General features: G+C 40.6%; 23 protein-coding genes and 1 tRNA gene. 12 read left to right on the forward strand and 12 right to left on the reverse strand.

Annotated features, from left to right (window positions below; translation table 11 throughout):
• Positions 1 to 57: 57 nt before the first annotated feature.
• The 4 genes from hflK to PUND_RS03690 all read left to right on the forward strand — a co-directional run bounded on the left by hflK (position 58) and on the right by PUND_RS03690 (position 4,395).
• Positions 58 to 1,227 carry an FtsH protease activity modulator HflK gene (hflK, locus tag PUND_RS03675; protein ID WP_010391686.1) on the forward strand — a complete coding sequence of 390 codons (1,170 nt, stop codon included), beginning with the start codon at positions 58 to 60 and terminating at the stop codon, positions 1,225 to 1,227.
• A 5-nt stretch (positions 1,228 to 1,232) separates the two neighbouring features.
• Positions 1,233 to 2,111, forward strand: coding sequence for a protease modulator HflC (gene hflC, locus PUND_RS03680; RefSeq protein ID WP_010391687.1), 879 nt, complete (start codon positions 1,233 to 1,235; stop codon positions 2,109 to 2,111).
• A 208-nt stretch (positions 2,112 to 2,319) separates the two neighbouring features.
• Positions 2,320 to 3,633: an adenylosuccinate synthase gene (locus tag PUND_RS03685; protein WP_010391689.1), complete on the forward strand. Its 1,314-nt coding sequence runs from the start codon at positions 2,320 to 2,322 to the stop codon at positions 3,631 to 3,633.
• Positions 3,634 to 3,756: 123 nt separating this feature from the next.
• Positions 3,757 to 4,395, forward strand: a complete 639-nt coding sequence (locus PUND_RS03690) for a tetratricopeptide repeat protein (protein ID WP_010391690.1) — start codon at positions 3,757 to 3,759, stop codon at positions 4,393 to 4,395.
• Positions 4,396 to 4,438: 43 nt separating this feature from the next.
• On the opposite strand, the gene PUND_RS03695 is transcribed toward PUND_RS03690, so the two are convergent.
• A complete protein-coding gene (locus PUND_RS03695; protein WP_010391691.1) occupies positions 4,439 to 6,298 on the reverse strand; it encodes a cation:proton antiporter in 1,860 nt (619 codons plus the stop codon).
• An 864-nt stretch (positions 6,299 to 7,162) separates the two neighbouring features.
• On the opposite strand from PUND_RS03695, the gene proB reads away from it, so the two are divergent.
• Entirely contained in the window at positions 7,163 to 8,269 is a 1,107-nt protein-coding gene (gene proB / locus PUND_RS03700; protein ID WP_010391693.1) for a glutamate 5-kinase, read from the forward strand.
• Positions 8,266 to 9,513 (forward strand): glutamate-5-semialdehyde dehydrogenase, encoded by a 1,248-nt coding sequence (locus PUND_RS03705; protein ID WP_010391694.1) that lies wholly within the window; start codon positions 8,266 to 8,268, stop codon positions 9,511 to 9,513. The genes proB and PUND_RS03705 overlap by 4 nt, the downstream gene beginning before the upstream one ends.
• Positions 9,514 to 9,691: 178 nt before the next feature.
• Here PUND_RS03705 and PUND_RS03710 read toward each other — a convergent pair.
• Positions 9,692 to 9,767 (reverse strand) — tRNA-Ala (locus PUND_RS03710).
• Between the two features lie 165 nt (positions 9,768 to 9,932).
• Between PUND_RS03710 and PUND_RS03715 the strand changes: the two genes are divergently transcribed.
• Together PUND_RS03715 and PUND_RS03720 are read left to right on the forward strand one after the other, a co-directional pair.
• Positions 9,933 to 10,319, forward strand: coding sequence for a hypothetical protein (locus PUND_RS03715; protein ID WP_010391695.1), 387 nt, complete (start codon positions 9,933 to 9,935; stop codon positions 10,317 to 10,319).
• A gap of 1 nt (position 10,320) precedes the next feature.
• Complete coding sequence (locus PUND_RS03720) at positions 10,321 to 10,821, forward strand: prolyl-tRNA synthetase associated domain-containing protein (protein ID WP_010391696.1); 501 nt, start codon at positions 10,321 to 10,323, stop codon at positions 10,819 to 10,821.
• Here the strand turns inward: PUND_RS03720 and PUND_RS03725 are convergent.
• On the reverse strand, positions 10,788 to 11,936 hold the full coding sequence (locus PUND_RS03725; protein ID WP_010391697.1) for an MFS transporter: 1,149 nt from the start codon (positions 11,934 to 11,936) through the stop codon (positions 10,788 to 10,790). The two genes, PUND_RS03720 and PUND_RS03725, sit on opposite strands and share 34 nt — an antisense overlap.
• Positions 11,937 to 12,130: 194 nt before the next feature.
• Here PUND_RS03725 and PUND_RS03730 point away from each other — a divergent pair, with 194 nt between their 5' ends.
• From PUND_RS03730 to PUND_RS03745, 4 genes are all read left to right on the forward strand, one after another.
• Positions 12,131 to 12,670: a DUF2058 domain-containing protein gene (locus PUND_RS03730; RefSeq protein WP_010391699.1), complete on the forward strand. Its 540-nt coding sequence runs from the start codon at positions 12,131 to 12,133 to the stop codon at positions 12,668 to 12,670.
• 171 nt (positions 12,671 to 12,841) lie between these two features.
• Positions 12,842 to 13,165, forward strand: a complete 324-nt coding sequence (locus PUND_RS03735; RefSeq protein ID WP_010391700.1) for a c-type cytochrome — start codon at positions 12,842 to 12,844, stop codon at positions 13,163 to 13,165.
• A 134-nt stretch (positions 13,166 to 13,299) separates the two neighbouring features.
• Positions 13,300 to 14,067 carry a class II aldolase/adducin family protein gene (locus tag PUND_RS03740; RefSeq protein ID WP_010391701.1) on the forward strand — a complete coding sequence of 256 codons (768 nt, stop codon included), beginning with the start codon at positions 13,300 to 13,302 and terminating at the stop codon, positions 14,065 to 14,067.
• 27 nt (positions 14,068 to 14,094) lie between these two features.
• Positions 14,095 to 15,270 carry a mandelate racemase/muconate lactonizing enzyme family protein gene (locus PUND_RS03745; RefSeq protein ID WP_010391702.1) on the forward strand — a complete coding sequence of 392 codons (1,176 nt, stop codon included), beginning with the start codon at positions 14,095 to 14,097 and terminating at the stop codon, positions 15,268 to 15,270.
• Positions 15,271 to 15,321: 51 nt separating this feature from the next.
• Here the strand turns inward: PUND_RS03745 and PUND_RS03750 are convergent, their stop codons facing one another.
• From PUND_RS03750 to PUND_RS03790, 9 genes are all read right to left on the reverse strand, one after another.
• Positions 15,322 to 15,702: a hypothetical protein gene (locus PUND_RS03750; protein ID WP_010391704.1), complete on the reverse strand. Its 381-nt coding sequence runs from the start codon at positions 15,700 to 15,702 to the stop codon at positions 15,322 to 15,324.
• A 3-nt stretch (positions 15,703 to 15,705) separates the two neighbouring features.
• The gene (locus tag PUND_RS03755) at positions 15,706 to 17,268 is read right to left on the reverse strand and encodes a S41 family peptidase (RefSeq protein WP_010391706.1); all 1,563 of its coding nucleotides are present in this window, start codon (positions 17,266 to 17,268) and stop codon (positions 15,706 to 15,708) included.
• A gap of 48 nt (positions 17,269 to 17,316) precedes the next feature.
• Positions 17,317 to 18,156, reverse strand: a complete 840-nt coding sequence (locus tag PUND_RS03760) for an amidohydrolase family protein (protein ID WP_010391707.1) — start codon at positions 18,154 to 18,156, stop codon at positions 17,317 to 17,319.
• The gene (locus PUND_RS03765; RefSeq protein ID WP_010391710.1) at positions 18,153 to 18,881 is read right to left on the reverse strand and encodes an SDR family NAD(P)-dependent oxidoreductase; all 729 of its coding nucleotides are present in this window, start codon (positions 18,879 to 18,881) and stop codon (positions 18,153 to 18,155) included. The genes PUND_RS03760 and PUND_RS03765 overlap by 4 nt, the downstream gene beginning before the upstream one ends.
• A gap of 21 nt (positions 18,882 to 18,902) precedes the next feature.
• Positions 18,903 to 19,391: an FKBP-type peptidyl-prolyl cis-trans isomerase gene (locus tag PUND_RS03770; RefSeq protein ID WP_010391711.1), complete on the reverse strand. Its 489-nt coding sequence runs from the start codon at positions 19,389 to 19,391 to the stop codon at positions 18,903 to 18,905.
• A gap of 66 nt (positions 19,392 to 19,457) precedes the next feature.
• Positions 19,458 to 20,906: a transglycosylase SLT domain-containing protein gene (locus tag PUND_RS03775; protein ID WP_010391713.1), complete on the reverse strand. Its 1,449-nt coding sequence runs from the start codon at positions 20,904 to 20,906 to the stop codon at positions 19,458 to 19,460.
• Positions 20,907 to 20,962: 56 nt separating this feature from the next.
• The gene (locus tag PUND_RS03780) at positions 20,963 to 21,982 is read right to left on the reverse strand and encodes an MBL fold metallo-hydrolase (RefSeq protein WP_010391715.1); all 1,020 of its coding nucleotides are present in this window, start codon (positions 21,980 to 21,982) and stop codon (positions 20,963 to 20,965) included.
• Between the two features lie 55 nt (positions 21,983 to 22,037).
• Entirely contained in the window at positions 22,038 to 22,343 is a 306-nt protein-coding gene (locus PUND_RS03785; RefSeq protein WP_010391716.1) for a cell division protein ZapA, read from the reverse strand.
• Positions 22,343 to 22,573 (reverse strand): hypothetical protein, encoded by a 231-nt coding sequence (locus PUND_RS03790; protein WP_008113449.1) that lies wholly within the window; start codon positions 22,571 to 22,573, stop codon positions 22,343 to 22,345. Before PUND_RS03790 ends, PUND_RS03785 begins: the two co-directional genes overlap by 1 nt.
• Positions 22,574 to 22,734 lie beyond the last annotated feature (161 nt).

Genomic DNA, 22,734 nt, shown 5'->3' on the forward strand with positions numbered 1-22,734 from the left:
GATTTGTTAGATTTAACACAATTTCCGAATTTATTTAGATAACAATGGAGTATAGCTATGGCCTGGAATGAACCGGGTAATAATGGCAATGACAAAGATCCGTGGAATAACAAAGGCGGACGTGATCAAGGCCCACCTGATTTAGACGAGGTGTTCCGCAAATTCAGTAACAAGTTTAACGGCTTATTTGGCGGTAAAAAATCCGGCAATGGTAGCGGCGGTGGACTTGGCGGAGCCGGTATTTCATTTGTACTTATTATCGCTGCAATTGTATGGGCGTTAAGCGGTATTTATACGGTGAAAGAAGCTGAGCGCGGCGTCGTTCTTCAATTTGGTAAGTTTGACCGAATTGCAGATCCTGGCTTGCGTTGGAAAATGACCTTTGTTGAAACGGTTATTCCAGTCGATATCGAAGCTGTTCGCTCGTTATCAGCATCAGGTTTTATGCTAACCGAAGATGAAAACGTAGTAAGCGTTGAATTTGAAGTACAGTATCGAGTAATCGACCCTTACTTGTACAAGTTTAGTGTCACTAACGCTGACAGCAGCCTTGAAGAAGCATTAGATAGTGCGCTGCGTTATGTTGTTGGCCATTCAAAAATGGACCAAGTACTGACAAACGGCCGTGAAGTTGTACGTCAAAATACTTGGGATGAGCTAAATCAAATCATCGAACCTTATAACTTAGGTTTAATCGTAACTGACGTTAACTTCAAGGACTCTCGTCCACCAATGGAAGTTAAAGATGCGTTTGATGATGCAATTGCGGCCCAAGAGGATGAGCAACGCTTTATTCGTGAAGCAGAAGCGTATGCCCGTGAAATTGAACCGCGTGCGCGTGGTCAAGTGACTCGTATGACGCAAGAAGCTGAAGGTTACCAAGAACGTATTACTTTAGAAGCGCAAGGTGAAGTGGCTCGCTTTGAGAAATTACTTCCAGAATACCAAGCAGCTAAAGAAGTAACACGTGAGCGTTTATACATAGACACGATGCAAGAAGTGCTAGGTAATAGCTCTAAAGTGTTGGTTGATGTTAAAGGCGGCAACAATATGATGTACTTACCACTTGATAAAATCATGGAAAAACAGGGTTCATCAACACGTATTGCTTTACCTAGCTCTAGCGATATCAACGATTTACGTAACAAGGTAAATACGTCACGCAACAGCACTGTTAATAGTGGTAACGATCGCTTTAACAATGATCGCTTTAACGACGGGAGATAAGAGCAATGAAAAACTTTAGTTTAGTAATCCTATTAGCCGCCATTGTGATGTCTTTCTCGTCGGTGTTCGTGGTCTCTGAAGGTCAAAAAGCGATTGTACTTTTATTTAGTAAAGTGCAAAAAGACAGCGACGATGAGGCAGTAGTTTATGGCCCAGGTCTACACTTAAAAGTCCCATTTTTTAGTCAAGTACGTCGTATTGATGCACGTATTCAAACACTAGATGGCACACCGGATCGCTTTGTAACTAGCGAGAAAAAAGACTTAATCGTTGATTCGTTTGTAAAATGGCGCGTAAACGATTTTAGCTCTTTTTACCTGCGTGCACGTGGTGACAAGCAATACGCTGAAACACTGCTTAAGCAAAAAGTAAATAATGGCCTACGTACTAACTTTGGTACGCGTACTATTCGTGAAATTGTATCTGGTGAGCGTAGCGAGCTGATGGAAGAAGCGTTAGTACAAGCATCTGAAAGTGCTAGTGAGCTGGGTATTGAAGTACTTGATGTGCGTGTTAAGCAAATTAACTTACCACAAGAGGTGAGTAGCTCTATTTACCAACGTATGCGTGCTGAGCGTACTGCAGTTGCTAAAGAACACCGCTCTGAAGGTCAGGAAAAAGCAGAAACAATTCGTGCAGGCGTTGACCGTCGCGTAACAGTAATGCTTGCCGACGCCGAACGTAATGCTCGTTCTGTTCGTGGTCAGGGTGATGCTGACGCTGCTGCGATTTACGCTAGTGCATACAATAAAGACCCTGAGTTCTTTAGTTTTGTTCGCTCTTTAGAAGCTTACAAGCAAACTTTCAAAGGAAAGCAAGACGTGATGGTGTTATCACCGGATAGCGACTTCTTCCAATACATGAAAGGCGCGAAAGCTCAGTAATCATAGCTTTAGTTAAACTTGAAAGCCCTGCAATTGCAGGGCTTTTTGTTATCTGAATTTTAAGTTTATAAATGACTGTTATTTATGTGATTATTAACGAAACACTGATGTTTACTACCCGCACGAGGAAAAAATAAGCTAAACGGGGTGAACATTGCTTTAGTTTTCTGGTAAAATCTCGTCCTAATTTTCTCTAAGTGAATTTGCAATGGGTAAAAACGTTGTTGTACTAGGCACCCAATGGGGTGACGAAGGTAAGGGTAAGGTAGTTGACCTCCTTACAGATAAAGCATCTTTAGTAGTTCGTTATCAAGGTGGTCATAACGCAGGCCATACTTTAGTGATCGACGGTGAAAAGACAGTTCTACACCTTATTCCATCGGGTGTATTACGTGACAATGTTAAATGTGTGATTGGTAATGGTGTTGTTTTATCACCAGAAGCGCTAATGAAAGAAATTGGCATGCTTGAAGAGCGTGGCGTACCTGTACGTGAACGTCTTTTAATCAGTGAAGCATGTCCGCTAATATTGCCTTTCCATGTTGCATTAGATGTAGCTCGCGAAACTGCGCGTGGCGATAAACCAATCGGTACAACGGGTCGTGGTATCGGTCCAGCGTACGAAGATAAAGTAGCACGTCGTGGTTTACGTGTTGGTGATTTATTCAATCCTGAATTATTTGCTACTAAGTTAAAAGAAGTATTGGAATACCACAACTTCACATTAGTGAACTACTACAAAGTAGACGCTGTTGACTTCCAAAAAACGTTTGATGATGCAATGGCTGTTGCTGATATTTTAAAAGCAATGGTAGTTGATGTAACCGAGCTTTTAGATCAAACGCGTAACGCCGGTGACAACATCTTATTTGAAGGTGCTCAAGGTACACTACTTGATATCGATCATGGTACTTACCCTTATGTAACATCTTCAAACACCACCGCTGGTGGCGTTGCTACAGGTGCGGGTTTTGGCCCATTACACCTTGATTATGTGCTAGGTATCATTAAAGCGTACACAACACGTGTAGGTTCAGGTCCTTTCCCTACAGAGCTTTACGACGGTCTTGATAAGCAAGACCCAGTCGGTAAGCATTTAGGTGACAAAGGTCATGAGTTTGGTGCTACTACAGGTCGTTTACGTCGTACAGGTTGGTTAGATGCAGTGGCTATGCGCCGTGCAGTTCAAATCAACAGCATTTCAGGATTTTGTTTAACTAAACTTGACGTTTTAGATGGTTTAGAAACACTTAAAATCTGTACTGGTTATAAGCTTGAAGATGGTACTGTGACTAACGTGACGCCATTAGCAGCTGAAGGTTACGATAAAGTAACGCCAGTATACGAAGAAATGCCTGGCTGGTCTGAAAATACAGTGGGTGTAACATCGCTTGAAGGCTTACCTAAAGCGGCAATTGATTACATTAAACGTATTGAAGAAATCACTGGCGTACCTGTTGATATTATCTCTACAGGTCCTGATCGTGTTGAAACGATGATACTTCGTAGCCCATTTGCATAATTGGGTTTAAGTTGAAAAAAGCTGCCATGTGCAGCTTTTTTTATGTCTGCAGAAAAGTGACGCTATTAATAGTGGAACGATCTTTGTATATTATTTGGTAAGTTTATTTTTAAAGTGGTTAATATGCGTTTATCTTCTCGTTGCTCAGTGTGGTCATTATCACTACTTACACTTTCTTTATTTAATATAAGCAATAGCTTAGCTGAAGAAAGCCCTGCAGCTGTGCCGCTGTATACTGAATCTGAGTTAATAGCTTTAATTAATGAGAACACTCATCTAGCGCGCGTAAAGGCAGATAATTGCCAGTTAGTGCAAGATATAGAAGCGCGAGCCAATAAAATGGCATTGCCATCATATCAATTCCTATACGGTGATATGCTCGCTTATAAAGTGTGTGTTGAGCGCGATGTTGCTTTAGGTGTGTATTACATGAAAAAAGCGGCTGAGCAGGGTTTAGCGGCTGCATTAGAGCAACTAGGTCGCTACTACGACGTTGGGCGGTTGGTCCAAAAAGACAAAACCATGGCAATAACCTACTTACGTGAGGCGTCAGCGCAAGGCAATTTAAAAGCGCAGTTACGATTAGTTGGTTTGTTTAATCAAGGTTATGGTAGTCCAAGAGATTTTGAAGATGCTTATCGTTGGTTGTTCAACACCACGGTAGCTGATAAAGCGACACATAAAAAAATAGAGCGAGCATTAACTAAACTTGCTGAAAAAATGCCAGCCAGTGTCGTTACCCGCGCGCGATTACCTATGTAAAAAAGCGAGAGTGCTTTTGCCGCACTCTCGCTTTTTTTAGTTATTACTCGTCTTTTTTATTGTCTTTGACTTTGTTATTGGCAGGATCTTTTAATAGCGATATTTTAGGCGGTTGCAATGCAACTACTCGTTCACCCTCTTGTGGTGGCTTTTCCATATCACTAGTAAAAGGCCTCATTTTCACTGGAGCGTCTTCATCACTGTCTTTATCCCCTTTGAGAATAAACAGTGGAATTGCTTCAGGGTTCATTTCTAAATACTGCTGCCAGCTAAATTCTTCAGATATTCGTGTTGCACTCACTTTACCGCCTTTGGCAATAACGCTGCTTAAGCGTGCATATGCTCCGTTTTCACCAAACAGAATTTGTCGTGATAAGAACGTCGCGCTGTCTTTATTTGCTTTAGCATGTGATGAAGATGAGCGTAGTGAAAATACATTTTTTTCATTCAATAAATGAGAAAAATACTGCACCCCTAATGCGTTATGATGACGATTAGGTGAAAGCGCTAAAACACTGCGAATAGTGGTTAAAGGTAAATAGCGTTCAGCATGCTCAGATTGTGGATTACCGTAATAACAAGGCAAACCATCCATACGTGCCATTTTACAGTTTTCCCAAGCAGGATCTGATAAGTGAACGGGAATGTTTTGTTCCTTTAAACCACGAGCAATAGCACGAGATACATGGTTGGCACCAATAATTAAAATAGTATTAGGGGAGGGCTGGCGCACCCCTAGCAACTTAGCAACAGGGATAGCCGTTAAGCTTTGCAGTACCACAGTGACGATAATAACCGTGAATATCAATGGCACCATTTTCTCAGCATCGGCTACACCGGCTTCTATCATACTTAACGCAAATACAGAGCCTACGGCTGCAGCAACTATACCGCGAGGCGCAATCCAAGCCAGCACCAAGCGAGACTTCATTGGTAAATCGGTGCCAAAGGTTGAAATAGCAATACACAACGGGCGCGCAATAAATAGCACAATAGCTAAAAATATAAATACATCGCTGTCGAGCATCATTAAGTCAGATAGTTGTAATCTGGCAGCGAGTAAAATAAACAAGGTTGAGATCAAAATCATCGACAGATCTTCTTTAAACTCAAGCACCGAATCTATTTCTAGGTCATCTTGATTAGCTAACCAAATACCAAATACAGTCACGGCCAATAATCCTGACTCATGACTTAAATGGTTTGAAATCGAAAAGCTAATTAACACTAACGCTAAAATGCCAAATTTATGTAGCTCAAATGGCAACCATTCGCGGCGCATCAGTTGCGTTGTGATCCAACCCGAAACCACACCAATACTTAAACCAACCCCAACGGTTTTAACTAGTGCAATTATAGTGTGACTAAGTACTTCACCTTGGCCAACTAACATCACAGCTTCAAATACTAATACCGCAAATAAAGCGCCAATAGGGTCTATGACTATGCCTTCCCAGCGTAAAATACGGTCAATATCTTGAGTGGGTCGCATTGAGTTAAGCAGTGGCGCAATAACCGTTGGTCCGGTTACAACAAGCACAGCGCCAAGCACTGCTGCGACTCGCCAATTTAACTCTAATAACCAATAGGCACTTAAGCTAATAACGACACAGGTCATAAGCATACCAATAGAGCAGAGGTTTCTTACGACTTTACTGATCCCTTTAAGCTCCCGAAAATGTAGTGTTAAAGACCCTTCAAATAAAATCACAGCAACGCTTAAAGACACCACAGGAAAAAGTAAATCGCCTAATAAGGCATCTGGGTCTAATACGCCACTAAATGGCCCTAATAAAAGCCCAGTAAGCAACAAAAACAGAATAGCGGGTACTCTGAACGCCCAGGCGACCCATTGGGCTAGCACCGAACACAATGCAATACCGGCTATATAAATTGCTGACATAGAGTAAAAACTCCTTAATATTAATAATGTTTAAAAGTATAACTGTTACCTACCAGTAATACAGTGGGTATACACGTGTAAATTCAATTTAGCTAATAAATAATACTTATTTATTTAGTGTTAACGTCATTTTCTAAAATGTTATCAAATTTATAGTCTATATAATTCATATTTATAGTAGTCTAACCACATGATACTTAATACAAAAAACGCTAGCTTTAGTAGTGTCGACCTATTCAGCTTGAATTTTAGCCTTGATCTAAGCAGCTACTTTAACGTATTATACTTCGTGTTCGAATAATTAGTTATCTAATAAAGTTTGTAGTTTAAATACTAGATTATGTTAGATATAAACACCTTAACTCTCTTACTGATTGTTTTTGCTTTGTTTTGTTATATTTGAACACACAATATCATTTACCGTACTCTTTGGTATGGTTTTGCTCAAAGTGTTTATTTGCTCAATGCAGATAAATAAAAGTTTGAGTTGAACTATTACCTTTCAATATTTAATCCCCATCGTGGCGATTAAATCTCGGTCCTTAAGTCATCACCCTATCTGTTGGTGTACCAGACTTAAGAGGCTCTATGTATGTTGTTAATAAAAAGGCCGCACACAGCTTTTTACAGCGATACATAAACAACACTTTATATTTTTTTAGTTAGTACGATCCGATTTATTTATTGGGTTAATACTATTTATTTTTTGCATCTCAATTTAAAACGCTAGTTTTAGAGACGGTGTACGTGTGTGTAAAAAGTGTGGGCAATGATAAATAAATTCGACGCTGTGTTTATAAACATGGCGACCTGGTTTCATTCATCTATGTGATGAATACAAATTAAATGGAAAGTTGAGCACTTATGCAAAAGTTAAATTGGCGACGTATCGTACTTAAAGTGGGCAGTGCCTTAATTGCACCCGATCAAGATGGCTGTCGTTCACGTTATTTATTAACCATCGCACAGTTTATTGTCCGCTGTCGCGCACGTGGAATTGAGGTTATTTTAGTTTCATCTGGTTCTGTAGCGGCTGGCTCACATTTATTTCCATCAGACCAACCTCGTTCAGTGGTAATGAAAAAAGCGATGGCTGCAGCAGGGCAAACAGAAATGATGGCCATGTGGGATCGTTTCTTTGATTTTCCATCAGCACAGCTATTATTAACTCATGGTGATTTACGTGACCGTGAGCGTTACCAGAGTATCCGTGAAACCGTATTTACATTGCTAGAACACGGCGTGCTACCTATCATTAATGAAAATGATGCAGTAACAACAGATGATTTAAAAGTGGGTGATAACGATAATTTATCAGCCATGGTTGCAGCAGCAGCTGATGCCGATGCATTAATGATTTTCTCTGATGTAGATGGCTTGTATGATAAAAACCCAAATCTGCATGACGATGCCGTATTATTGCCTGAAATAAAATCAATTGATGATTCTATTTATGCTATGGCAGGATGTGCTACCAGTGCGGTAGGTACAGGTGGTATGAAAACCAAGATTGAAGCGGCAGAGAAAGCCACTTCACATGGTATTGCAACTTACATTATTAATGGCTTTAAAGAAGAAACCTTTACTCGCTTGTTAGCCGGTGAAAACCCAGGTAGCGTATTCTTGCCTTATGAAAAACCAATGCAAGATTCTATTCACTGGATGACACATACCGCCAATGAGCAGGGGGAAGTCGTTGTTGAAGGGTCATTTGATGACTCATTAGAAGGTGAAGACGGTTGCTTACGTGGCGATGAGATCAGAGAAGTACATGGCGAGTTTGCTGTGGGCGATACTATCTTAGTTCGCAGTGAAGATGGTACGCGTTTAGCTAAAGCCACAGCAAATTACAGTAGCTGCTTGTTAAACTTTATTGCAGATAACGAGCAGAGTGAATTCAGCGAAAAAATGCAGGATTCAATTGGACCAATTATTTCAGAAAAAGATATCGCATTATTGGAGAAGTCATGAGTTTAATTACGGATATATCACGCCAGGCAGCAAAGGCTGCACATACACTTGCTTTACTCGATACCGAGACTAAAAACAAAGTGTTAACCGATATGGCAGCGGCATTAAGAGAGCAAAAAGAATTTATAATCAAAGAAAATGAAAGTGACCTAAGCGCAGCACGCGACAATAATTTAGCAGCATCAATGATAGACCGTTTAACATTGAATGATGAGCGTATTGAAGCCATGGCTGAGGGTATCGAAGTGATTGTTTCATTAGATGATCCTGTTGGCCAGTTACGTGACATTACTGAACGCCCAAATGGTATTAAAATTCGTAAAATGCGTGTACCACTTGGCGTAGTATGTATGATTTATGAAGCGCGTCCTAATGTAACGGCTGACGCAGGTGCATTGTGCTTTAAGTCAGGTAACGGTGTTATTTTACGCGGTGGTAAAGAAGCGCTGAAAAGCTCACAAGCCATTGCCAGTGTAATGCATAGCGTGCTTACAAAACATGGTCTACCAACTGCGCTAATTTCAGTGATTCCTGATCCTGACCGTGCTTTACTAATGGAATTGATGCAACAACGCGATAGCATTGACTTAATCATCCCTCGTGGTGGTGAAGGCCTAATTAACTATGTTACTGAAAACAGTACAATCCCTGTTATTCAGCATTTTAAAGGCGTTTGTCATTTATATGTAGATAAAGATGCTGATTTAGAAGTAGCACTAAATTTACTGCTCAATGGTAAGACTCAGCGTACTGGTGTATGTAATGCACTTGAGGGTTTAGTGGTACACCAAGATGTAGCTGATGAGTTTTTAAATCTGTGTGCAGTTGTACTTCGTCAAGAAGGTGTAAAAATTAATGCTGACGCCAAAGCGGCTGAATATTTTGATAATGCCACAGTACTTGCTGATAACGAATTTGGTGAAGAGTACTTAGACTTAGAGTTAGCAATTCGTATTGTGCCAAGTTTTGATGCAGCCGTTGAGCACATTGCTCAATTCGGTTCAAATCATACTGAAGTTATCTGTACTAAGGACGATGCGGCGGCAGAGTTATTCCAACGTAGTGTTGATGCGTCGGTTGTTATGGTTAATGCGTCATCACGCTTTTCTGATGGCTCACAACTAGGCTTAGGTGCAGAGATTGGTATTGCAACGACTAAGTTACATGCTTATGGCCCTATGGGACTTGAGTCATTAACCACTGAAAAATATTTAGTTAATGGTGTTGGTCAAGTTCGCGAATAACTAACCCAACTCAATAAATAATAAAAATGCCGGGCTTTGCTCGGCATTTTTGATCTCGATTTAGCAAAATTAAACACTTAAGCAAACAAAGAGATTAAAAAATACAAAGCATTATTAACAGAGAAGTTTATTTAGAATATAAAAATAAGGATATTACTTAAAGGAGAGAGTAGGAAAGTGGTGGAGCTAAGCAGGATCGAACTGCTGACCTCCTGCGTGCAAGGCAGGCGCTCTCCCAGCTGAGCTATAGCCCCACATTCCTAATTTACATGTGCTGTAAATGCTTAAGTGCTGAGTCTTAAGCGGGGTGAACTTTAAATATTTTTACGTTTTTGGTCAAGTATTTTTTCACAAATTTTTCCGTTTTAACTAATTTTTGTTAAACTCGGCCTCAATATTTACTAAAACGACAATACATAATGAAAAAATACGCTTTAGTTTTCATGACTTTTCTTTTTGGCTGTGCCAGCTCGGTAGATGAGCCTCCCTATGAAATTAATAATAAACAATTTTATGACACCCTTGATGAGCAAGGTAATAAGCTTTTTGCCTATGTGGTCTCTGTAAAGGCTAAGAGCCGCGAGCAAATTAATATTAATAAAAAGCTAACCCGAAGCGATGTAAAGCGTTTTGCCGAACAAGAGCACTTTGAAGAGTCGAGCGTGCTCAAGTTACAATTAGAAGATCAAGCGGTAGAGTTTCTCAATAAAGAGCTTGCACAACGTAACTATTGTGCAGATAAGCATGAAATAAACGAAGTACTATGGCGTGATTTAAGTGTGCAATTAAGAGGGCGTTGTTTGTAATATGTTAGCGGATAAACAAAAACTAGCGGCAGTGTTAGCCCAACTAAATATAGAATATGACATAATAGAACATCCAGCGCTACATGGCAGTTTAGATGCCGATAAACTGATGGTAAATCGCCCAGGAACACGCTTAAAAAACCTATTTTTGCGAGACAACGAAGGTAAGCGTCATTTTTTAGTGATCACCGCGCATGATAAACAGTTGGATTTAAAGTCACTTGCTAAACAGCAAGGGCTATCGCGCTTAGGCTTTGCCTCTAATGAGCGCTTGGCTAAGTACTTAAAGGTTGCACCCGGTTGCGTGTCAATGCTCAGCTTAATGAACGACAAACAACGAGATGTAACGCTTTGGCTTGACCAAGATATTTGGTTTGGCGATTTATTTCATTGCCACCCGTTTGAAAATACCCAAACATGGTTATTAACTAAGCCTGATTTACTGCGTTTTTTTGACTTTACTGAGCATCAGCCGCGGGTGATGTTTTTGCCATCGCGCTGAGCCCACAAAATAAGCCCCAGTCCACACAAACACACAGCGAGTAATGTTGCCATAAACGCCGTTTGTCCATGAGTTTGATAAACCACCCCAGGTAATAACGAGCCCAGTGCGCCGCCGCTGTAATAAAATGATACATAGCACCCGTTGGTAACGCTTGGCGGTGCGTGACTGATTTTATTAACCAGTGGTGCCGCTGTGGAATGAATCACAAACATAGCGCCGCAAAAGAGTGTGAATGCAATTAAAAACAACAACAGTGAATGACTCATTAATAACACAATACTGAGGTTATAAAACACGAATACCGCGGCCAACAATCGCCAGGCTGAAGTCATTTTTTTTAATAGCCAAGGAGTGAAAATAGAAGCCAAAGCACCCACCAAATAGCCACTATAAACAAAGCCAATGTCGCGCGTGTTATTAATTAAAAAGGTATTTTTTAAAATAAAAGGCAAGTAGTTTAATAATGCTGCAAAGCAAAAAAACATACAAAAAATGGCACCATAGAGCTTAAGTGCAGAGCCCTCTTTAAGTTGTTTTATATAATCTAATGGTGATAAAACCTCGGTTGATTTAACGAGATTAAAACGTTTATGGGGAATACTTAACGCTAGAATAATCAGCATGGCTGCTATTAGGTAATAAAAACTCTGCCACGACCAAACATCGCTAAAGAGCGCAGCCAATACACGACCAAAATAACCACCGACAATCGTACTACCTATATATAGCGTCATATTTTTTTGTAATGTATCGGCTTGATAGCTCATACCAATAAAGCTGGTCATGGCAGTCAATGCGGCAGGTAAAGTCAGTCCTTGTAAAAACCTTACCAGTAGAAGTAATTCAAAACTCGGGGCATAAATAAATAAGATACAACCCACACCCAGTAACAACATAGCGAAGCGTAATATCAATAAAGGGTTTCGCTTAGCTAAAAACAGTCCATACACCAAAGGGGCAATAGCTAAAGGCAACATAGTGGCCGTCATTAAGCTGCCTGCAACAGCAGGAGCAACATTAAATTCAGTAGCAAATAAACTTAATAATGGCTGTGGTGCGTATAAAACAAAAAAAATGAAAACTGAACAGATGAGTAGGTGAGGTAAGCGCATTAACTGCCATATACATTGCTTATTAGTTGAGCTGCATTATATACAAAACTGCTAGGGTTTTCATAAATTAACCTTTATTGCGCTAAATCATGCTTTGTTTTCAGTAGTTTGTTAGATTAATACCAATAGCGCTGTTATTTACGCTCGTTGGTGATTAAAATAGCATTAATATTCGTTTTTAGTGGGAACACGCCATGGGGTCACTACAAGAGCAATTGCTCCAAGCTGGTTTAACAACATCACATAAAGCTAAAGTTGCTAAATCAGAAAAGCGCAAGCAACAGAAAAAGCAAAAGAAGGGAGCGACGAGCAACCCGAACGATTTACAAAAGCATATTCAGCAAACTAAGTTGGAGCAGCAGCAAAAAGCTGAAGAGCTCAATAAAGCGCGCCAAGAAGAATTAAAGCAGCGCGAGCAAGTCGCCCGTGTTAAGCAAATTTTAGAGCATCATAATCAAGAGTCAATTCGCGGTGAGCGTACCTTTAACTTCACTTATGAAAATAAAGTGAAAGGGCTTGATGTGAATGAGCAAACGCAAAAGGCGCTCTCGGGCGGGCGTTTAGCTATTTGTGTGTTAGAAGGTCAGTTTTACGTATTAGAAGATGAGCCTGCGCGTAAAGTGGCTGAGGTGGATGAAAAGTATATTGTGTTTCATGTTGAGCCTGAAAATAAAGCCAAAGATGAAGACGATCCGTATGCTGATTTTGAAGTGCCAGACGATCTTATTTGGTAAGCCTATTAAGTATCTGCTCAGTTAAAGCAAGCTAGTATGTGTTTTATGAGGGATACACGTATTTGTTCTGATTGATCGTCAAACCTTACCAAGGACGTATGCTTTTTAAAGATTTATTGACTACAATAATCACAACCGTTTTTTTTAACCGTAAAAAGAAGAGTAAATACAATGAGCAAGATAAAAACACTTTTATTAGGCGCGGGTATTGGTTTAGCCGCAAGTTTTTCATTTTCAGCAGCCGCTGCAGATGGCGCTGCACTTTACACAGCTAAAAATTGTCAAACATGTCATGGTGCAGAAGGTAAAGCACCTATTATGGCGATGTACCCTAAACTAAATGGTCAAAACAAAGAATATTTAGTAGCGCAAATGAAAGACATCAAGTCAGGCGCTCGTAACAACGGTATGTCTATGGCGATGAAAGCGATGGTTGCGACTGTGACTGATGAAGAATTTGAAGCGATTGCCGATTACCTATCAAAAGTACAATAACCGTTAACGCTAATTAAAAAGAGCCACACCTATGTGTGGCTTTTTTATTTGGTGATTGCCATCATGCTAATACTCATTTAGACTTCTAAACATCTACAATCACTAGCGCTATGCTGTGTTTTAAAAGGCTTGTTATGTTTGATTTACCCCAGCTCAATTTAAAAAATAAAGTATCAGAACAAGAGTGGCAACTACGTGTTGATTTAGCCGCATGTTATCGATTAGTTGACCATTTTCGTTGGGGGGATTTAATTTATACGCACCTTTCTGCTCGCCTACCGGGCACTGATCATTATTTAGTGAATGCCTTTGGCTTAACGTTTGATGAGATCACTGCATCTAACTTAGTCAAAGTAGATTTAAATGGCCGCATTATTGACGATACACCCTTTAATATTAACCCTGCAGGGTTCACTATTCACAGTGCCATTCATGAAGTACGCGAGGATGCCCATTGCGTAATACACCTACACACCAAAGAAACCATTGCGGTTGCAACACAAAAAGAAGGGCTGTTACCGCTAAGTCAGTATTCGATGTTTTCATTGCCGTCTCTGTCTTACCATGGCTATGAAGGTTTAGCGGTGAATGACGATGAACGTAAACGCCTGCAAACAGATTTAGGCACCACCAATCATATGCTATTGGTCAACCACGGCGGTTTAACAGTAGGCCCGACGGTAGGCGATGCGCTTATGCGCTTTTATGACCTTCAGCGTGCCTGTGAAATACAGTTAGCCATTCAATCAAGTGCGCAAGAAGCGACTGCTGTGCCTCAAGCTATTATTGATAACATTTATAACCAAGCGAACGTCGTTCACAGCGGCAGTACAGGGGGCCAGCTAGCATGGCCTGCCATGTTACGAAAAGCGTATCGTCTTGATCCTAGTTTTGCAAAATAACCCACTGAAGGTTAATAAGGAATTTTTATGAAAGTAAATCGCGTTGAAGTCTTTGATATTCATTGCCCTGATCGTCCTGCATGGACGCCGGTATTTGTTCGAATTCATACCGATGAAGGTATTAGCGGTGTGGGTGAAGCAGGTCTTGCATACGATTTAGGCCACAGTGCAGCTGCTGCGATGATCAAAGAAATGGCCGATGCCTTTTTAATTGGCCATGACCCGTTTCAAACTGAAAAACTATGGTCGCGTATGTTGCGTGAAAGTTTTTGGGGTCTAGGTGGTGGGCCGGTGGTTTACGCAGCAATGAGTGCGATTGATACGGCGCTTTGGGATATAAAAGGTAAAGCATTGGGTTTACCGGTTTATCAGTTGCTTGGCGGTAAAGTTAACGACAAGCTGCGTACTTATGCATCACAGCTGCAGTTTGACTGGGACAGTGAATTTAAAGCGCTGGTACAGCCACAAGAATATGCAGAAGCGGCACTAAAAGCGGTGGCGGAAGGTTACGATGCGGTAAAGGTCGATCCAATTCAATACGATAAAGACGGTAACACCTATTACGACCGCACAAATATTATTTCTCGCCCAGAGATGAAACTATACCGCGCACGTATGCAGGCTATTCGAGAGGCCGTGGGTGACGAAGTAGATATTATTTTTGAATGTCATAGCTTACCAGGGGCGACATCGGCAATTCAAATTGGTGAAATTGCAGAAGAATTTGACTGTATGTATTTTGAAGAGCCGGTGAATTACTTAAACCATTCATTACATGCAAAAGTGGCTGATAAAGTGGCTGTGCCTATTGCAGGCGGCGAGCGCTTGTATAACCGCTGGGGTGTACGTCCTTATTTAGAAGATCAAAGTATTGATGTACTACAGCCAGATATCGGCTTATGTGGTGGCTTTACCGAAACTAAAAAAGTATGTGATTACGCTGATATTTTTGATGTGCGTATTCAGGCACACGTATGTGGAGGGCCGGTTGCAACGGCGGCATCATTGCACTTAGAAACAGCGATCCCTAACTTTTTAATTCACGAGCATCATACTTACGCGATTAAAAAGTGGAATAGAGAGCTATGCTTACAAGATCCACAACCTAAAAATGGTTTTTTTGAAGTATCTGAAGAACCAGGTCTTGGGATTGAGCTTAACGATGAAATTGTAATGCGCTCACAACGCGTAGAAATAAAATAGTTTACTCTGTTGAGAAATAGCCGGTAAGTGAGTTGTCACTTACCGGCTTTTTTATCGCTGTGGGTTTATTTTACAAAGTACTTGTTTTAGTTCAATGGTTGCCTTGCTATCAAGGTGGCGAACAAAACAGCGCTCTCCTTTAGTCACGAGCTCAAATTGATCTGGCATATTAAGTTGCTTGCCCAAAATAGGGTTGCCCTGAGGATCTTTATGATTAAGTTGCTCAAGGGTAACTGTGCTTGAGGTGACAAAAACATCGTCTGCTAATTGAACCTGCGAGCTATGCAGCAGCTGCGCAATTACGTCGGCTACTTTAGCGCTATTAGGCTCAATTAGTAACGCATGTTGCAATTTAGGTGTGGGCTCTGAGCTTTGTGCTAAGCACCCACTTAAAAATAGCGAAATTGCAGTTATTGCTAATAAAATCTTCATTGCTTATCTCATGTTATCGCTAAGAATAATATTCTGTTTAAGTACAGTCTGAATTCGCGCGTCTTTTACTTCAGGCATATCGGTGGCGATAGTGGGCGCAAAACCGAGAACACTATTTATTGAGCTTGGGGCTGGGCAACTGCCGGTTGCTCTATAACTAAGTGCGGTATTAAGTAAGCCTTCACTTGCATCACCTAAGCGTTTGCTAAAGTCATCGGCAACAGCACAGCCTGCAATAAGTACGGGCTGGCGCGCATTATCAATGGTATTTTGCGGTGCAAAGCCATCTGAATATTCACCAAAACCTTTGTTATTTTCGCCAGTAAATTGAATGGTAAAATAAGTAGTGTCGCAGTTATCGGTTGGGTAAAAGCCATACGGTTTACCACAGGTGCCAGCCCCTATCTGAATGATTTCAACATCGGCTCCGCGCAGCCCGTTAATTATAGCCTCACTGGCTGAGCAGGTGCTGCTGGTGGTGAGTACAAATACCCGATCTAAATTTAACGTTGGTAATGGGGTGCCTGCAGCTATTGCAGGGTTATTTTCAAAGCCGACAAAACGATTTGTAAAGGGCATGGGGGTAAGTGTTTGCCCTGTGATAGGGTTGGTATTGGGGTATTTATCGTTAAAAATAGTGCGTTCAAATATTTTGCCTTGGGTATTGCTACCTGCCACCATATAGCCTACTTGGCTGGCCATTTGTAACAAACCACCGCCGTTATAGCGCACATCAATGACTAAATCTTTAATGCTGCTGGCAGCGAGTTGGTTAAAGGCGTTGTAAAGCTGCGTTTCGGCTATCGCGTTGTGGCTATTAAATTGAAAGTAACCCACATCGCCGTTTGCTAAATCAGTACGTACGTTCATTACTGGTTGCGACTCGATATTTTGAGATGTGAGCGTAACAATGCGATTTTCATTAGTGCTGATATCCCTAAATACAAATTCGGTAACTTTACCTGTTTGTTCTGGGAATAAACCTGCGTTAATAATAGCTACCTCGCTTGATGAGGTGGTGTTAATAAAATCAACACCATCAACTTCTAAAAGCTCAAAGCCCCTAATAATATTTTGATTACTAGCAGGGGTATTTGGCTCGGTATAGCTAACAATTGCTTGGCGCGGCGCACTACCAGCGATTATTTTTATATTAAAGCCATAACCAAAGCTTAGGCCTGATTGATTTTGTCTTTGCCACTCATCGGTTGGCAAACTAAAGTGAAAGTTATCTTTTTTCGCACCCGACTCAGTCAGTTGCTCCGTTTTTAAAGTATTAAAGTAATCAATGACGCCTGACGTTAATGCCGGATTAGTATCAATAATTTCGTCGTACCATAAGTAGGTTTCGTTACTCCAAGAGCGTAGCCAGTTTTTTTCATTAATTGCTTGGCATTGACCTTTAAATTGCCCTGAGCTAGCAAATACACCAGAAGCCCAGCCGCTATTGTCTGTTGTTGGGTTAGTCGCATTGTCGCTACCTCCACCGCCACAACCTGTTAATAAAGCGGCTAGCGAAAAAGGGAGTAATGTGTATTTGAGAGAAGATGAATTAAGAATGGCCATACGCATGCTCGTTTTTTAAACTGTTGAGCTAAATATAGCGGTTTTCATTTAGAGTTGATAGAGGCGCGCAGCATTTTTGTAACTCAAATGTTGCCATGTAAGATCATCGCTACATAGGCTTCGATAATGTTGCCATAACTCATTGTAGTTAATGTTAATTTGGCACACGGGGAAGTTGCTGGCAAACATCACTCTTTGCATACCAAAATGCTTTAAAATATGTGTTAAACACTGCCTTTGCTGCTCGCTATTAAGCATAAGCAATTCAAAGCCTGAAAACTTCATCGCAACATTAGGCTGTTGTGCGAGTAATTCAATGGCGCGTTGCCAGTTAGCAAGGTTGTGTGCAAGCCCTGCGTGATTAATGATGATTTGTAAGTCACTAACTTGGTTGGCATAAGAAATAAGTTGCTCGGTGATGTTGAGGTTTTCTATTTCAAATTGCGCTTCAAAATGCAGTTTTAAGTGGCTCAAGTGGCGCAGGTTATCGAGACAATGAGGGTTCAATAAGCGCGTGGCATCATGACCTTCAGTGATATCTCTAATGCCGACAAGGGATGAATGTTTTAGATGTTTAAGTGCTAGTTTAAATCCGTTATTTGGCTGGTTAATTGTTGCAAAGCTAATCGCTTTATAAGGTATAGTTTTAATATGTTTGGCTAACCAGTTTAATTCTTTAACTGGCTGGTTATTATCAAACCCAGCTTCTATGTGCACTAAACCTGCGAGTTCAAAGTTAGTACTTTTGATCAGTTCAGCAGCGCTGATGGGCTGCTTTATTTTATCTAAGTTAGACCAAGCTGGTGGGTTCGCACCTTGTAGCCAAGTGTATTTACCCTCCAGCAAATTAAAAAAGTGCAGATGCGGGTCAATAATTTTAGTGCTCATTGTGCTGTGTAGCCGCCATCAATACGTTGTAAGCTACCAGTAATAAAGCTGGCATCTGCACTTACTAAAAAGCTTACCAGTGCAGCAACTTCATCGGCTTGACCTAAACGGTTGAGCGGTTGTAAGGCGGCTTCTTCTGCAACAATATCGGCTTTGTTAGCACCACTTCTTTTACAATATGCATCAATTGCATTATGAAATAACGGCGTTTCTATGGTGCCAGGGCACACTGCATTAGCGCGAATATTAAAGCTTGCGTAATCCAAGGCGGTGGTTTTAGCCATTGAAGCCAATGCGTGCTTAGTTAAGTTATAAGCAAATGAGTTTTGTTTGCCTATAATGGCCTGATCTGAGGCAATTAACACAATAGCGCCATCTTGCTGTGCTTTCATTGTTGGTAATACGCTTTGTATAGCCGCGTACGCACCTTTAACATTCAGTGCCATTAACGCATCGAATGTCGCTTCATCGGTGTGCTCAATTGTGGCACTTAGATGCTTACCAGCGTTTGAAACAAGTACATCAATACGTTGTGTTTTTTCAATAATAGCCTGTATACACTGGCGTACGGCGGTTACATCACTAACATCACATTGATGAAAAACACCACTCTCACTTGGCTCAATATCTAAGTTATGAACCTGATAGCCGTTAGTTAATAATCGCTGTACCACAGCAAAGCCAATGCCTTTAGAGCCACCGGTTACTATTGCAACTTTTGACATACTTGTTCCTCTAATTAGCAATTAATGTACGTGGCCGCAACCACCTTCAGCATGAACGTGGCCATGAGAGATTTCTTCGCTTGTTGCTTCACGAACTGATACAACCTCAACATCAAAGGTCAGCGTTTTACCAGCAAATGGGTGGTTTAAATCACAATCAGCATTAAAGCGGCCTACTTTTACGATAGTCACTTGATGGCGACCCTGATTTGATTGCACCATTGCAGTCATACCTGGCTTCCACACTTTTACATCGCCTTGTAAATGCTTAAGCGGAATGCGCTGAATTAAATCATCAACACGCTCGCCGTATGATTCACTTGGAGATAACGTTACGCTAAATTTATCACCAGCAGTTTTACCTTCAAGTGCGGTTTCTAAACCGGGTAGCATGCCTTCGCTGCCGTGAATGTAACTTAATGGCGCGTCGTTAAGGCTACTTTCTATTTGTTCACCGGCTTCGCTAAGGGTGTAATGAAATTCAACGGCCGAATTTTTACTGATTTGCATGCATGTCTCTTTAAGATTTAAATAAATTAAAAAGCAATTTTACGCGAAATACTGCGCTTTAGAAACTTAACGGGGATGATTTAATGTATTTTGTAAGTCGAGTAACAGATCTTTTTTAGCCGGTGTGGTTTTAGGTGTCGCAGCTTGGGGTATAAATAAAACTAACTGAGTCCCAGGCTTTAATACGCTAGATGCTGATAACTTATTCCAACGTGCTAAATCGCTATGAGCAACGCCATACAACTGACTTATATTCCACAGGTTATCACCGGGCTTAACGTGGTAATCTACCTCGATGGTTGGAATGACGGGCTCTTTTTGTTCCAAGTAAGGGCTTATTTTATAGTTAATAGTGAGCGATTCAGGTAACGTTTGAGGCTCTCCTAAAATAAGTTTTTCGCCAACACCAATAAAGTTATTTTGCTTATTATTGAGCTGTTTTAGTGCCTTTAAAGGCAAGCCAAAATGCTTAGCAATACCGTATAGTGTGTCATTTTTTTTGACTATGTATTCGCCTGCAAAATTGGCTTTAAAAAAACGGTTTTTTAGTAAAGCTTGTTGCTCAATAGGAAGCAACAAAGTATGCGGGCCATGGGGGGAACTTTGGTTTTTTAAATAACCCCTATTAAGAGCATGTAGCTGTTTTACACCCATACCAGAGAGCTTGGCCATAATTGAAAAATCGAACTGTTTTGCCACATTTAACGAGGTGGTCAGTGCTTTATAAGGAAGCTTTGGGCGTTTAAATTTTGCCTTAGGGTGTTTTACTAAATAGCTTAATGCTAATAGTTTTGGTACATAGTCAGCGGTTTCTTTTGGTAGGGTTAGTGCCCAAAAGTCAGTTGACTTCCCTCGTTTTTGATTGCGTTTTATAGCACGTTTAACTCTGCCTTCACCGGTGTTATAGGCTGCAAGTGCATGCAACCAATTACCATCAAAACGTTTATGTAAATAGCTTAAGTAATCTAGTGCTGCATCGGTTGAGGCCAGTACATCTTGGCGTCCGTCGTACCATTGATCTGATTTAACCCCAAAATGATGTGCAGTTGCTGCAACCAGTTGCCACACACCCACAGCGTGCTCACTTGAGCGGGCGGTAGGTCTAAAGCCACTTTCTACAAATGGCAGTAATGCCAGTTCCATAGGGAGCTGCTTTTGCTCTACTTTTTTTACGATATGATATAAAAAAGGCTCTGCACGGCGAGATACTATTTTTAAATAATTCGGTTGTTTTAAATACCAGTTAATGCGTTTCTTTAACGCCTGATTTTGCTCAACCGGTAAATGTAAGTTATCAGCAATATGTGCCCATAAGTCAGTTGGTTGAGTTACTTTTAGGGCTTTAGGTATTGTTTTTTTATTAATGATTTTTTTGGTGTTTGTAGAGTTCGGCGTGTTTGATTGTGCGGTTTTTTGCTCTACAGGTGCAGGGACTACAGGCGCAATGATCTCTGGCTGTGTGGTTTTACAGCTACATAGCAATACAATGGCAAAGCATAAGATCAGGTGACGCATTTTGTTCCTTTTTAAAAAATATATTTCCATATTTTAACACAATCCATTGTGTTCAGTTATTGACTGTTTTTAGCGCGAAGTAATCCCGATTGCAAAAATAAGTTACTTGATTTTATATCAAGTGGTTCTTGTTGGTAAGGTTTTAGTACTTCACTTGGGAATTTTTTTTGTAATTGCTCAATACTGGCTTCAGGGTTGTTTTTAACCTGCTCCGTAATTGCTTCTAAAAACGTGAGTGACTGTTTTAATTTAATTTTATCGACTAAATTGCCATGGCCAGGAACGAAAAGTGACAGCGAATTATTATTTATATATTTTTTTAATAAACTTTGCCATTGTTTAAGCTCGCCATGCCCAGGGTAGGGAAGCCAGTCAATGATATCACCACCTATTAAGGTTTTACCTTTGTCGGCAAGCAGTGTTAGATCGCCATTAGTATGTGCCTGATGCGGGTTGATAGTTAATACATAATTTCCTAAATCTAATGTTTTAGGCTCACTAATACTCATTTTTGGTGGTGTTAGTTGATAATTCTGCCAGCGAAATAAGCGTGTTTTAGCGCGAGTGAGCTTTTCTCGCCATTGAGCTTGCTCGGCATCGGGTAAGGTGGCTAATCGCTGATAGCTCAACTCAATGCTTTTCTCGAACCCCTCTAGCTTGTCTGTTAATGCTTGCTGATAACGCGAAAAGTCGTTAGCGACTTGTTGGTGAGAAATCAGTTTTGCGTCTGGGAAGTAATGCTGCATAACCGCCATGCCCAGCAAGTGATCGTCATGAAAATGAGTGGCAACTAAGTAACATAAAGGCGTCTTTAGCTGTTGTTTTAGTTCGGTAACCAGTTGTTCTACTGCTGCAAAGTTACCACTGGCATCTACCAGTAAGGCACACTCACTGCCCTGAATTAACACTTGATTAGAGTCGTAAAAACGTAACCTATCTGGCTGCTTGATAAATCGAATATTAGCCGATAACGATTGCCACTCAACTGCTGCATTGCTTTTTGTATGTATAAATAGACAGATTAAAGGCAGTAAGCACTTACCTATTTTTTGAGCTTTAGTTAAAAGTGGTTGCATCTTTTTCTCTAGCTATATTTTGACGGTAAAAACAATAAAAGCGCAAAATGCGCTTTTATTTAGTGTGTTCAGAGTTTGAGCTTAAGTATTGACTCAACTTATCAATCAATTGATCTTGATGCTCAAGCTCAACTGATTTTTGAGTTTTTGCTTCAAGCAATTCGTGGCTTAAATTCAAAGCAGCCATAAGTAATGCTTTTTGATCGTTTCTGACAGTTGAACGTTGTTTCATTTGTTCAACTAAATCATTCAGATTTTTGGCGGCCGCTTTTAGTGCCTCTTCTTGCCCAGCCGGACAAGCAAATTGCTGCTCTTTACCAAGCAATTCAACAGTGACTCGCTGGTTTTGCAGCTCAGACATTAGCTTGCCTGTTGTGCGCTTTGTAATTTATCTAATAATGACGACAAGGTGGTGCTTGCATCTTTTTGTTTTTCTTCATTTTCAAGGGCTTCTAACTGTAATAACTCATTTTCATCAAGCAGTTTACTGTTTTGCTCTTTAAGCTCTGTAATATCAGTTTGCAACTGATTATTACGGGTAATTAGTTGGTCGATCAGTTGTTCGAGTTGTTGAAGAGTATTGTTGTTCATAAATGCGCTCATATAACTGTAATTAATGTCATGCAAATGTAAAGCAAAGTGTGTTTATTTGCCAGCATTTACGCTGGTTTTAGGTGATTTTTATTCTATGTTAAGGGATAATTCATGCTATTGGCTTTTTCATTCAGAAATGGTTCACGTAAACACCCGCT

It is taken from the genome of Pseudoalteromonas undina, from assembly GCF_000238275.3.
GTDB classification, from domain to species: domain Bacteria; phylum Pseudomonadota; class Gammaproteobacteria; order Enterobacterales; family Alteromonadaceae; genus Pseudoalteromonas; species Pseudoalteromonas undina.

Coding starts and splice junctions, on each gene's coding strand:
- PUND_RS03705 (WP_010391694.1), top strand. CDS start 8,266: ATGAGTTTAATTACGGATATATCACGCCAGGCAGCAAAGGCTGCACAT.
- PUND_RS03760 (WP_010391707.1), bottom strand. CDS start 18,156: ATGAGCACTAAAATTATTGACCCGCATCTGCACTTTTTTAATTTGCTG.
- PUND_RS03725 (WP_010391697.1), bottom strand. CDS start 11,936: ATGCGCTTACCTCACCTACTCATCTGTTCAGTTTTCATTTTTTTTGTT.
- hflK (WP_010391686.1), top strand. CDS start 58: ATGGCCTGGAATGAACCGGGTAATAATGGCAATGACAAAGATCCGTGG.
- hflC (WP_010391687.1), top strand. CDS start 1,233: ATGAAAAACTTTAGTTTAGTAATCCTATTAGCCGCCATTGTGATGTCT.
- PUND_RS03770 (WP_010391711.1), bottom strand. CDS start 19,391: ATGCAAATCAGTAAAAATTCGGCCGTTGAATTTCATTACACCCTTAGC.
- PUND_RS03685 (WP_010391689.1), top strand. CDS start 2,320: ATGGGTAAAAACGTTGTTGTACTAGGCACCCAATGGGGTGACGAAGGT.
- PUND_RS03790 (WP_008113449.1), bottom strand. CDS start 22,573: ATGAACAACAATACTCTTCAACAACTCGAACAACTGATCGACCAACTA.
- PUND_RS03755 (WP_010391706.1), bottom strand. CDS start 17,268: ATGGCCATTCTTAATTCATCTTCTCTCAAATACACATTACTCCCTTTT.
- PUND_RS03750 (WP_010391704.1), bottom strand. CDS start 15,702: ATGAAGATTTTATTAGCAATAACTGCAATTTCGCTATTTTTAAGTGGG.
- proB (WP_010391693.1), top strand. CDS start 7,163: ATGCAAAAGTTAAATTGGCGACGTATCGTACTTAAAGTGGGCAGTGCC.
- PUND_RS03715 (WP_010391695.1), top strand. CDS start 9,933: ATGAAAAAATACGCTTTAGTTTTCATGACTTTTCTTTTTGGCTGTGCC.
- PUND_RS03690 (WP_010391690.1), top strand. CDS start 3,757: ATGCGTTTATCTTCTCGTTGCTCAGTGTGGTCATTATCACTACTTACA.
- PUND_RS03780 (WP_010391715.1), bottom strand. CDS start 21,982: ATGCAACCACTTTTAACTAAAGCTCAAAAAATAGGTAAGTGCTTACTG.
- PUND_RS03735 (WP_010391700.1), top strand. CDS start 12,842: ATGAGCAAGATAAAAACACTTTTATTAGGCGCGGGTATTGGTTTAGCC.
- PUND_RS03730 (WP_010391699.1), top strand. CDS start 12,131: ATGGGGTCACTACAAGAGCAATTGCTCCAAGCTGGTTTAACAACATCA.
- PUND_RS03695 (WP_010391691.1), bottom strand. CDS start 6,298: ATGTCAGCAATTTATATAGCCGGTATTGCATTGTGTTCGGTGCTAGCC.
- PUND_RS03785 (WP_010391716.1), bottom strand. CDS start 22,343: ATGTCTGAGCTGCAAAACCAGCGAGTCACTGTTGAATTGCTTGGTAAA.
- PUND_RS03720 (WP_010391696.1), top strand. CDS start 10,321: ATGTTAGCGGATAAACAAAAACTAGCGGCAGTGTTAGCCCAACTAAAT.
- PUND_RS03775 (WP_010391713.1), bottom strand. CDS start 20,906: ATGCGTCACCTGATCTTATGCTTTGCCATTGTATTGCTATGTAGCTGT.
- PUND_RS03765 (WP_010391710.1), bottom strand. CDS start 18,881: ATGTCAAAAGTTGCAATAGTAACCGGTGGCTCTAAAGGCATTGGCTTT.
- PUND_RS03740 (WP_010391701.1), top strand. CDS start 13,300: ATGTTTGATTTACCCCAGCTCAATTTAAAAAATAAAGTATCAGAACAA.
- PUND_RS03745 (WP_010391702.1), top strand. CDS start 14,095: ATGAAAGTAAATCGCGTTGAAGTCTTTGATATTCATTGCCCTGATCGT.